The organism is Myxococcus sp. AB056 (assembly GCF_006547365.1).
GTDB lineage: Bacteria > Myxococcota > Myxococcia > Myxococcales > Myxococcaceae > Myxococcus > Myxococcus virescens.
Window position 1 is genome coordinate 60438 of sequence record NZ_VHLB01000043.1, and the last position, 11582, is coordinate 72019.

Here is an 11582-nt window from a genome sequence, read left to right on the forward strand (position 1 = left end):
GGCGACGCGCCCCTGAAGCAGCGAGGGCCGCGCTCCCATGCAGGGGGCGCGGCCCTCTTTTTCATCGGTGCTCCCTGTGCGGAGGAGCGAATCCCTCCACCGCGACAGGGGGACGGATGCCGCTACGCGCGTCGCCGGGTACGAACGGCTCCCGCGAGCAGCCCGAACAGGGAGAGCAGCAGCCCAGGCGATGAGCCGCCCGTGCTGGAGCAGCCACCCGAGGAGCCGCTAGAAGCCGGCTGCACCGTCACCCCGAGCACCGCCGTGCTGGCGCCGCCGCGGGCGTCCGTCGCGGTGAGCTCGAAGTGCAGCGTCACGGCCTGCTTCACCTCGGGCGCGCGGAACGTCACCTGCGCACCCTCGGACGCGGAGAGGGTGACGGACGGTCCCGCCACCTGCTTCCAGCCGAAGGTGAGGGCGTCGCCATCCGGGTCGCTGGACGCGGACGCGTCGAGCGTCACCTGCGCCCCCGACCGAGCGTCACCCACCAGCCGCGGAAGGGCCTGGGGCGCCTTGTTGGCGTGCCGCACCGTCACCGTCGCCGTCATCGGGGCGCTGGACAGCCCGTTCGCGCTGGCGATGGCCTCGAAGCGCAGCACCGTCTCCGCCCGCACCTCGGGGGCGGTGAACGACGGGGTGGCCGTGTCGGCTCCCTGCAGCTCCACCGCGGGGCCCTCCACCTGACGCCACGTCCAGGTGAGGGCATCCCCGTCCGGGTCCACCGCCGTCGCGCTGAGGCTCGCGGTGGCCAGCGGGTCCACCACCTGCTCCGAGCCCGCATCCGCCACGGGCGCCCGGTCGACGTTGCGCACCATCACCGTCACGGTGGCCGTCTTGCTCTGGGCCCTGCCGTCGTTCACCACCAGCGTGAAGGTGAGCTTCGTATCAGCGGCCACCTCGGGCACCACGAAGCTCGGCGTGGCGCCGGAGCTCGCCTTGAGCGCGACGGCGGGGCCGGACGTCTGCGCCCACTTGTAGGTGATGCGCTCCCCGTCCGGGTCGTTCGAGCCACGGGCGTCCAGCGTCACGGGCTCCGAGGAGAACTCCGCCACCTCCGCCGGCGCGGTCACCACCGCCGTGGGGACGCGGTTGACGTTGAGCACCCAGGCCTGGACCTGGCGTGCCGCGCTGGTCTCCATGCCATCGCGCACCACGAGCTGGAACGTCAGGATGGAGTCGTCGGGCACATCCGCGGTGAACGACGGGGTGGCCGTGTCCGCGTCCACCAGGGTGACCGCCGGCCCGCTCACCTGCGTCCAGTGGTAGGTGAGGGGCTGGCCCTCCGGGTCATAGCTGGCGGTGCCGTCCAGCGTGTGGCGCACGAGCTCCAGTTCCCCCGTTTCGGCGTTCCTCACGCGTTCGAGCACCGGGGCGATGGGGCTGCCGAGGTCTCGCCCGGCGTTGGCCACCGGCCGCTGGTTGCACGTGGTGCCGTCGCCCTGCTCGTCCACCCGGCCGCCGAAGGGCATGCGCTCCACGTTGGTGAAGCGCACGTCGTCCAGGTCGAAGCCGTACGCGCCCACCGCGGTGTCCGCGCCGATGCGGAAGCGGAACTGGACGTTCTTGCCGGCGAACATGTCCGCCAGCCGCAGCTCGGCGGTGGACCACTCCGGGAAGCGCACCGTCCTGCCGTTCTCCTGCGTGACGTTCTGGCCCACCCATGCGTTGCGGTACATCAGCGGGTTGGGCCCCTGCTCGATGTAGCCCGGGGAGCCGTCCATCGGGTCGATGGAGTAGATGGAGGCCACGCCCAACGCGGCGATGTCGTACCACTGCAGGCCGTCGTGGGTGAACTCGAGGACGGCGCCGTCGTAGTACGGGAAGATGGAGCCGCCGGGGTAGATGTCGGACTCGAACGAGTGGCGGTAGCGGAAGCTGAACGTGAACGAGCCGGTCTCATTCACCTTCAGCCACGGGGAGGCGAGGAAGAGGTCCGCCTGGACCGCCGGGTTGGGCGCGTGCATGTAGCGCCCGCCTTCCGGGCCCTGGACCTTCCAGTCCGCCTCGCCGTAGGGGTTGAGCCACGTGGACGAGGTCCACGACGACAGGGCGCCCTCGAAGTCGTCCTCCGCCGTCGCGCCGGGCACGTCGTCGTAGTTCACCCGGGGGTCAAACGTCGTGCTGCTCGCGCTGGCGGGGAGCGAGGGCTCGTCGAAGGTGATGCTCAGGCCGGCGTGTGCGTTCGGCTGCGCGGCGGTCAGCTTCACCGGGAGGGTGGCGGTGGCCGTGCCGCCGCGGCCCATCGAGCTGAAGGTCAGGGTGTTGCCCGAGGGGAACTCCAGCGTGGCCGTGCTGCTGGTGGTGGAGACGGTGCCGGAGAAGGCGCCCAGCGAACCGCTGCCCACGTTGCGCACGCTCACGCGCAGCAGGCCCGTCTCGCCCACGTCGAGCACGCCGTCCTGGTCGCAGCCCTCCAGGGCGTCATCGAGCCGCAGGGAGGTGACCTCGAGGAAGTTGCCCGCCGCGAAGCTCTCCACCACGCCCACGTGGTCCATGGAGTCACGGTCCGGCGCCTTCGCGCCCATGCCGGCACCGCGCTTGGCGAAGGCCTGGAGGAAGCGCTGGTAGTCGGCCGGGTCGCTCGCGGCGGTGACCGCGAGCAGCGCGTCGCGCGCCTCGAGGAAGGTGGGGGAGACGGGCGTGGCCTTGTACCCGGCGACCAGGTAGCGCTTCATGCGGTCCTGGGCCTCCTGGAAGGGGTGGGCCTGGAGGAGCGACACGTAGCACTCCCAGAGCATGGAGGCCCACACCTCGCCGCTGCTGTGCACGGCGGAGTTGCCGAGGCCCGCCTGGCCGTAGGCGAGCGGGTGGCTCGTCGGCAGGGGATTGCCGTTCTCGATGTGCCGGAAGGTCAGCGCGTTGCGGCTCGACGCCAGCGTCGGTGCGGTGGCGTAGGGCGCGCGGCGCACGCCGTAGTAGTAGCCGTCACCGCCGCCACCACCTGAAACGTAGCCGCCGACGGCGTAGGCGCCGCGCGCGTAGTCGTCCCCTTCACGCACCATCATCAGCAGCGCGTGCACGTCCGCCCAGCCTTCGCCCATGGAGCGACCCTGGTTGTTGGTGAGGCCGCTGGCGTTACCGATGAGGCGGTTGCTGATGTAGTGGCCCCACTCGTGGGCGATGATGGTGTTGTCGAGCGTGCCGTCGCGGTCCAGGTCCTTGGAGCGGTGCAGGCGCACCTGGAGGGTGCTCGCGTTGGCGGCCACCTCCGCCTTCCAGAGGTCCGCCGTCTCCCGGGAGATGGAGGCCACGGGTACGGTGACGCGCGCGTCGTCTCCGCTCATGGAGAGGGGGCCCTCACCGGCATTGGTGTTGGCCACGAGGACCGCGGTGGCGCCGGCGTTCTGCGCGTTCAGCGCCTTGGTGATGAAGTCGCAGGCGCCGCGGTCGAGCAGCGCCACGTGGCCGGCGAACGTGCCCGCCTCGAAGGGCGTGCAGCCGAGTGTCCGTCCCGTGGGCGCGAGCACCCGCACCGGACCGTCCAGCGTGTACTCCTGGGCCCCGAAGCGGCTGTCCCCGTTCACGTAGCCGCGGGCCAGCGATGCGGGGGCCGTCACCTGGAGGATGGGCAGGCCGTCGAAGACATACATCTGCATGCGGGGCGAGATGCCGTCCGCCGGCGTGGCCATGTTGGCGTTGTTGCGGCCGTTGTAGTCCTGCCCCTCGACGCGCAGCGGGTCACCTTCGATGCCGCCACGGTTGAAGTTCTGCATCTGCGCGTTGCCGGAGGCCTCGTCGAAGCCCGCGTCGTAGTACCAGTCGTGCAGGAAGTTGTTGATGAAGAAGAGGTTCACCACCGAGGCCTTCATCTGCTCGATGCTGGAGCCCGGGGCACGGTGGGGGTCGTAGACGTAGTCGAAGGCGCGCTCACCGGTGATGTCCGCGCGCAGGTCCGAGCCTGGCTGGTAGCCGTCCGGCGCCACCAGGTCCACGTAGGCGTCCACGTTGTTGCCCACGGTCTGCGTGGCGTTGGCGGGCAGCCACGGGTCGTTCCGCGAGAAGGGGCTGTTCCGCAGCTCCACGACGTTGGGCGCCACGTCCAGCGGGGCGTCGTAGCCGTCCAGCTCCTGCCGGGGGTAGGGGGAGCCGGCGGACCCCTGGGGGCCGTCGAACGGGCGGTACGGCGCGGCCGTCTCCGCCCAGACGGTGTACCGGTACGTCTGCTCCGCGGCGTGGGCACGCAGGTCATTGCGGAAGAGCACCGCGCCGTCCGTGGCTGAGATGACGTAGGAGGTGTAGTCCGAGTCCTTGCTGCTCTTGGGGCCCGCGTTGACCTCCACGTACCAGGCGGGCCGCAGGCCGTCGGGCAGGGTGAAGAAGACCTTCTTCGCGCGCGCGGGAACGACGAGCTGGCCGGGCATCACGGTGCGCACGCCGGGCTCGAAGTCGAACAGCGTGTAGCCGCCGCGGGAGTCCACGGCGATGAATGCGTGCGCCCCCAGCGGGGTGCCGCTCTGGTCCGAGTACGCCGCCGCCACGGCGTCCGCCGCGGAGCGCTGGAAGGCGTTCGCGCCGGTGCGCTGCCGGGCCGCGAGGGTGAGCTCGCTCGGCGCGAGGTAGCCAGTGACGGCCACGGGCGCGAGCGCCTGCGTCATCACCACCTTCACCTCGCTGCGGAACACCTCCACGCCATCCACCGCCTGGCGGAAGGTCACGATGACGGCGCCCTTGCCCGTCTGGTGTACGGACTGCAACGGCGCGGCGGAGACGTCTTCCCGCTTCAGCCGGTAGAGGTCCGCGACCTGGCCCAGGTAGGCGCGCGCCGCGTCCTCGGGGCGGGTGCCAGCGCGGGCCGCGGTCTGCAGGCCCGGGCCGGACTGCATGGTCCAGAGGACGGAGGGGACGCCGAGCCGTGCCTCCGTGTGCTCGACTCGCAGGCCGCGGGCATGGGCCTGCTCATCGCCCACGGCGAGTGGTGTGCTGCCGGGCCGCGCGAGGAAGGCGTCGAAGTTCGACCGTGGAGCGGCCGAGGCGCTGGTGCCAAGACATGACGCCAGCAGGACATGGGTGAGCCACTGCTTCCTGAGATGCATCGTTCTTCCGGAGAGGAGGGTAGAGACAACAGGGGGCGCGACCCAGACAGGCCGCGCCCCCCGACGTTGCGAAGTGGTTGCGGGGCCGCGCCGCCTTCGGGCGCGCCCCCGCGAAAGGGAAGGAGCGGGCGTCAGTCGCGCGGGGCCTGCTCGCGGCGCTTCAGCGAGCGGCGGCGCGTCAGGCCCGCCAGGCCCGCGAGCGCGAAGGGCCAGAGGCCGGCGGCCGAGGTGGACTGGCAGCCGCAGCCGCTGTCCGACTCCGGGTTGGGCTGCGGCTCGGGGGTGCCCGGGCCCGCGTCCGGCGGGGTGGTGCCCGCGTCGGGCTCGGTGCCGGCGTCAGGCTCGGTGCCGGCGTCGGGCTCGGTGCCGGCGTCAGGCTCGGTGCCCGCGTCGGGCTCCGTGCCGGCGTCGGGCTCGGTGCCCGCGTCGGGCTCGGGGTCGGTGCCCGCGTCCGGGGCGTCCGGCGTCCAGAGCGAGGACTGGGCGATGTAGACGGCGGTGCCCCATTCCACCTGGTCCGTCTCCGGCGGGGCCAGGCCCACGCCGAAGCTGATGTCGCTGTGGCGGTTGATGCTCGGCATGCCGGAGAACACCGGGTTGGAGGGGGTCTCCTGGTCCACCCGGGCGTCACCCTTGTCCGAGGGGAGGATGTCGTGCTCGGTGACCACGCGCTTCAAGTTCTCGCCGTCACCCACCCACACCGCGCGGAACCCGTCCGACTTGCGCGTGGCCCGGAAGACCACGTGTCCGCGGTCGTTGATGTCGGGCGGGAATACCTCCACCGTCCCGATGGCTTCGCCGGGCTCGCCCGGCACGTCCATTCCGTTCTTCGCGACCACCTTCAGCTCGTTGCCATCCCACAGGAGGATGGCGGTGCTCTGCCGCCCAGCCGCCTCCAGCAGCGTGGCCTGGATGGCCACCTGGCCCAGGTTGTTGATGGCGGGCTGCACGGCGGCGAAGCGGAAGATGTTGGAGTCCGGGTTGTGCCCGCGCGTGTCCGCGATGACCTGCGACGTCCCATCCGGGTTGAAGATGCGCAGCTCCTGGTACCAGGCGCTGGAGGTGGGCGCTTGCAGGTCCACCGCCGCGGCGATCTGCCCCAGGTCGTTCACGCCCGGGGAGTAGAGGAACGTGTAGGGGTAGCCCGGGTCGACGTACTTCTCCGCCGCGAGCACCTTCGCGTCGAAGCCGCCCGTCGTATTGGGCGTGTACAGCACGTAGGCGTAGCCCGTGCTCAGCGTGACTCGGGCGGCCATCTGCCCCGCCTCGTTCATGACCAGGCTGGACCAACTGGAGGAGCCCAGCGGCGAGCGGACGATCTGCGGCGGCGCGTCGGGTTCGTCCGCGTTCAGCACGTAGATGCCGTTCTTCGACGCGTCATTCGTCCCGGTGACGGAGAAGACCAACTGCCGGTGCGAGTTGAGGCTGACCTCGCCAAGGCGTGCATCCGGCCCCAGGCCGTCAGGGAGCAGGTAGATGCGGCCGCCCTCGCCGTTCTGGCCGTACCAGACGCCCGGACGTCCCTCCAGCGTGATGGCGAGCTGGAAGGCCAGCTGCCGGTCCGCGGTGATGGGAACGAAATAGCTGCCGCCGGAGGTGAGGCTGCCCAATTCGACGTTGTAGGAGCCCTCCTCCGTGTTGACGGCCAGGTTGGTGCGCGCTTGCAACTGGAACGTGTAGTCCGGTAGCTCGGCCGAGGCTGCTCCCGCCAGCAGGAACGCACCCAGCATCACGCCACGCTTCAGGTCGTGTGTGGGAGCGACGGTCCGACGACTGCTCTTCAGCGATGCACCACGAGTCATGCGTGCCACCTTTCCAAGGCAGGTAGCCCACCACCATGGAGGGCTGTACTGCCGGTTTCCCGCGCAGGACCCCGTCCCCCCATGGGACCGTCGCTCCGGGCGCGCCGCGCCCGTCACGAGGACCGCATTCGTCACGGCCTGTTCGCAAAGTTGCTACACACGATTAGCAGGAGCGTCGTTGATTACAAATTGATTCACTCGCAGCGTGCGACGCGGCAGTGGGTCAGGGGTGTCTGGCTCGTGCTGGAACGGGGCATTTCAACGGGAATCCGGGCCGATACACGCCGCGGAGCGGTGAGAAACCGGAACAGCTGCTCCGACGGATGGCCCGCACTGTTTGTGTGGCGAATGCGCGTTGCAAATGTATCGCCAGTTGCACATCTGGCGGGTCCGAGGTGTCTGGCGCCTGCGCGACGCGTCCCGTCTCCGCCGCATCTGGCGCGGCGCGCTGCGTCGTGTATTCATGGTTCAGTCGTGGTTTTTGATTGAATCGTGGAAGCGTGGATATGGCGGCTAGCTCAAAATATCCGCCATGTCTTGAAATGACATTTGGAGGACGAGAACGTGGCCGTTCTCCCGCGTGGTCAGCTCCTGGGCACGGCGGGCGGTGCCCCCCAAGGAGCACACCGCCCTCTTGGGGCCGCAGGCTGGTGCTGCGAATCACGCTGCCGGATGCTTCCGAACGCCTCCTCGCCCATGAGCAGGTCGCCAGGTCGCGGGAGGAGGGGAGGTGCGTGGGATGGTGAGCGCAGGCTGAAGGAGTTGCTGGTGAAGGACGCTTCGCGGCTCAATCGCGGGCGCAACGTTCTGCGCACGGACGTACGGGCGTTGCTGACATCGGACGTACGCGAGCTCGGCAATGCCCCCACCGCCGCTCCCAACGCGGCGGAGGCGAAGCGGCGTCCGGTCCGGCGCACAGCCCGCGTGTCATCCTCCAGTGGTCTTTTTCAATCCCGTTGCAATAGCCCGCCTCCTTGAGCTTCGTATGGCTTTCGAGTTGTGACGGGATTTCGCTAGTCTATTTCCCTGGCCGGCATCCCTGCTTTTCGAACCTCCATCTCGCCCGTTGACGGCCAAAGCGCTGCTTCACCTACATCACGTGAATTGGCGTTCACCAGGTCCCGGCGCGTCCGGGCAGAGAAACTCAGACATCGTCTGAGGGGAATCGGAGACACGATATGTCGTTCCCTGTTGTCAAGGCAGCGAACGTGAAGGGAATGAGGTGGAGCGCGGTGCTGCTGGCCGGTCTGGTGGGCTGTGGACAGGAGGCGCGGAAGCCGGCGCCCGAACAGGACGCCATCGAGGCCGTGAAGGCGCAGGCGCAGCAGCTCCAACCTCCCGCGGGCTGCACCGAAATCACGATGGGGGAGCTGGCCAACGGCATCGGGCTGACGCCGACGATGTACTCACCGCAGCCGACGTACCGCGGCAACTTCAACAACTTTGGCGACCCGGCGTTCCCGGACCCGGCGCGCATCCGCCTGGACGTGAACACGGCGCCCGGCGTGTATGACCTGTCCGTGGGTGGAGGCAACACCTTCACCTGTGATCGCTGCGTCTTCGGCTATCAGGATGAGGGCTCGCCCGCGGAGAAGTTCTTCGTCGCCGACGCGGGTACGCTCCTGCTCGCGGTGAAGGTGTCGCCGCAGCAGACCATTGGCGCCCTGACGAACGTGACGCTGCGTGAGTCGGTGGATGCCCCGCCCCTCAACGCGCCGTACTGGGGCAGCGCGGTGGTTCCGGGCGGTGAGTGCCGGTGGATTCGCTTCGCGACGTGGAACACGGTGCGCCAGGATGGGTGCGACCCTCGCCAGGGCTCGCTGACGGCGAACCTGCCGGGCACTACCTGCGTCCCGAATGACTACGTCGCCTCCGACGGCACGCTGGAGCGTGCGCTGGGGGCCAAGGTCCAGGGAGAGGCCTGCACGAAGACCGCGGCGGCGAGCGAGTCCGAACTGGCCTCGACGGATTGCGAGCAGGGCTTCGCCTGCACCGACCTGTTGTCGGAGAACGCCCAGTGCCTCAAGACGTGTGACTTCATGGCGCCCAACCCCGGCTGCCCCTCCGGCACCATGTGCGGCGTGTACGGCCTGTGCACCGAGCAGTCCGTCCTCGAGCAGAACGGCTTCACGTTCGACCCCGCGCTGACGGGTGAGATCTGCAGCCTGGGCTTCGCGAATTACTGTGGCACCGAGGGCGCGCGTGGTGTGTGTGCCGACCTGAACCGCGACGGCAAGGGCGAGTGCTACCCCTACCACCGCGCCCGCTCCGAGTGTGGCCCGGGCGATGAGCTGGGTTACATGAACTTCGCGCTCCCCGGTGGCGGCTTCGACCGCGGCCACGGCTTCTGCTACCACGACGGCCTCTAGTCCTCTCCGCCATTGCCCGGTCCCTCACGTGGGCCGGGCAGTGGTGCCTTCCGCGGTGGCATGGCGCCGCGAATGACCCGCGCGCCAGCGTGTTGGCCTTGTGCCAATACATTGGCAAAAGGAGGACAGCCTGGCGGGCACATGGCAATGGGGGCACCACTCACAAGGAGCTAGTCTGAACCATGGCCACTGGTTTCACGACCGAGCGTGTGCTCTCGGTGCAACACTGGTCTGACCGTCTCTTCTCCATCGTCTGCACGCGTGACAGCGGCTTCCGATTCCAGAACGGTCAGTTCGTGATGATGGGCCTCGAGGTCGAAGGTCGCCCGCTCATGCGTGCGTACTCGATGGCGAGCGCGAACTACGACGACACGCTCGAGTTCTACTCCATCAAGCTCCAGGACGGCCCGCTCACCTCGCGACTTCAGAAGGTCGCTCCGGGCGATCAGGTGCTGGTGGGCACGAAGGCGGTGGGCACGCTCACCGTCGCGAACCTCAGGCCGGGCCGTCACCTGTGGATGCTCGCCACCGGCACCGGCCTCGCGCCGTTCCTGAGCATGGTGAAAGACCCCGAAACCTGGGAGCGCTTCGAGCACGTCACCGTGATGCACGGCTGTCGTCACGTCAGCGACCTCTCGTACTCGAAGTTCTTCGAAGAGGTGCTGCCGAACGACCCGTACCTCGGTGAACTCGTGCGGGAGAGGCTGACGTACTTTCCGACCGTCACGCGCGAGCCGTTCCGCAATCAGGGCCGAATCACCGACCTGCTTCGCGCGAAGCCGCTCTCCCCCGAGCACGACCGCGTCGTCATCTGCGGCAGCCACGAGATGATCAAGGAGACCGCGACCATTCTCGAAGGCTTCGGCTTCCAGGAAGGCGACTCACACGAGCGCGGCGACTTCCTCATCGAGAAGGCCTTCGTCAGTCGTTGAGCCCCCGCCACGCCTCATTGAATGACGGTGCGGTGCGCCACCTCGCGCCGGAGGGGCACCGGCGGCGGACTCGAGGTTCCACCGCCGGGCACCGGCTTCCCTCACGGTGTCACGGCAGGGAGACCTGGACGGGACCGTGGCCGGACGGCGGGTTCCCATCTCCGAGCTGGCCGGAAACATCGGAGCCAAAGGCCCACACCGCCTGGTCGTTACGCAGGACGAGTGAATGGCCGCCGCCCGCGAAGACGGACGTGACGCCGGTCAGCCCGGAGACCTGTACGGCGGTATGGCGGTCGGTATTCGTCCCGTCGCCGAGCTGCCGATCTTCGTTCTCGCCCCAGGCCCGGAGGGTGTTGTCGCTCAGCAGGGCCAGCGAATGGTAGCCACCCGCGGCCACGGCGATGGCACCCGTGACCCCGGGCACCTGCGTGGGGCTCTCTCGCTGGGTGGTCGTCCCATCACCGAGCTCCCCTTTCAGGTTCCATCCCCAGGCCCAGACGGTGCCGTCGTTGCGCAAGGCCAGCGAATGGTACATGCCCGCGGCCACGGCGATGACGCCGGTCAGCCCGGGCACCTGCACGGGGTGGGGGCGGCTGACGGTCGTTCCGTCGCCGAGCTCGCCATTGAAGTTGAGTCCCCAGGCCCAGACGGTGCCGTCGGCGCTCAGGGCCAGTGAATGGCCGGTGCCCGCGGCGAGCGCGGTGATGTTGCTCAAGCCAGACACTCGCACCGGGGTCAGGCGATCGGTGGTCGTCCCGTCGCCGAGCTCGCCGCTCCCGTTCATCCCCCAGGCCCAGACGGTGCCGTCGGCGCGCAGGGCCAGCGAGAAGCTGGAGCCCGCGGCAACGGAGATGGCGCCGGTCAACCCGGATACCTGCACAGGGGCGTACTGGATGGAGGTCGTCCCATCACCGAGCGCGCCGCCGTTGAGCCCCCAGGCCCAGACGGTGCCGTCGGCGCGTGAGGCCAGCGAGTGGGCGTGGCCCCCTGCGACGGCCGTAGCGTCGGTCAACCCCGGCACCTGCACGGGGGCGTGGCGCGTGGCGTTCGTCCCATCGCCGAGCTGGCCGAAGGAGTTGTGCCCCCAGCTCCATAGGGTGCCATTGCCACGAATGGCCAGCGAGTGTGAGACACCCCCCGAGACCACGGGGCCCGGGCATCGCGGGGCGGACACCGTGAAGGACTTGGAGGTGGAGAGCCGGGCGGTGTTCGTGACCGTCAGGGTGATGGTGACCTCGGAGCTCCAGAGCACGCACTGCGGAGCTGTCCATGTCACATCACTCGTCGCGGCGGAGGTCTCCGGACTCCCCAGGGGGCCCGAGCTGGCGTCCCAGGAGAACTGAAGCGGGCACGCCAGGTCATCCCTTCCGGTGACGTGGAAGGTGACCGTCTGCCCGGCCGATACCTGGTGGGCGGACTGCGAGCTTTCGATGAGGGTGGGGGCGG

The 11582-nt window shown here is 69.3% G+C and carries 5 protein-coding genes; 2 read left to right on the forward strand and 3 right to left on the reverse strand.

From position 1 onward, the window contains the following. Positions 1-122 precede the first annotated feature (122 nt). Together FMP39_RS19835 and FMP39_RS19840 are read right to left on the reverse strand one after the other, a co-directional pair. Positions 123-5033, reverse strand: coding sequence for a myxosortase-dependent M36 family metallopeptidase (locus tag FMP39_RS19835; RefSeq protein ID WP_141591893.1), 4911 nt, complete (start codon positions 5031-5033; stop codon positions 123-125). 131 nt (positions 5034-5164) lie between these two features. Next, on the reverse strand, positions 5165-6835 hold the full coding sequence (locus tag FMP39_RS19840) for an MXAN_5453 family MXYO-CTERM-anchored protein (protein WP_141591894.1): 1671 nt from the start codon (positions 6833-6835) through the stop codon (positions 5165-5167). A gap of 1178 nt (positions 6836-8013) precedes the next feature. Between FMP39_RS19840 and FMP39_RS19845 the strand changes: the two genes are divergently transcribed. Continuing rightward, positions 8014-9204: a hypothetical protein gene (locus tag FMP39_RS19845; protein ID WP_141591896.1), complete on the forward strand. Its 1191-nt coding sequence runs from the start codon at positions 8014-8016 to the stop codon at positions 9202-9204. A gap of 182 nt (positions 9205-9386) precedes the next feature. Beyond that, entirely contained in the window at positions 9387-10136 is a 750-nt protein-coding gene (locus tag FMP39_RS19850) for a ferredoxin--NADP reductase (protein ID WP_141591897.1), read from the forward strand. A gap of 109 nt (positions 10137-10245) precedes the next feature. On the opposite strand, the gene FMP39_RS19855 is transcribed toward FMP39_RS19850, so the two are convergent. Continuing rightward, a partial coding sequence (locus FMP39_RS19855; RefSeq protein WP_141591898.1) for an RCC1 repeat-containing protein occupies positions 10246-11582 on the reverse strand: 1337 nt, incomplete at its 5' end.

Bases quoted from the DNA above. Each gene is read 5' to 3' on its own strand.
- FMP39_RS19835 (WP_141591893.1), bottom strand. From the start codon at position 5,033: ATGCATCTCAGGAAGCAGTGGCTCACCCATGTCCTGCTGGCGTCATGT.
- FMP39_RS19840 (WP_141591894.1), bottom strand. From the start codon at position 6,835: ATGACTCGTGGTGCATCGCTGAAGAGCAGTCGTCGGACCGTCGCTCCC.
- FMP39_RS19845 (WP_141591896.1), top strand. From the start codon at position 8,014: ATGTCGTTCCCTGTTGTCAAGGCAGCGAACGTGAAGGGAATGAGGTGG.
- FMP39_RS19850 (WP_141591897.1), top strand. From the start codon at position 9,387: ATGGCCACTGGTTTCACGACCGAGCGTGTGCTCTCGGTGCAACACTGG.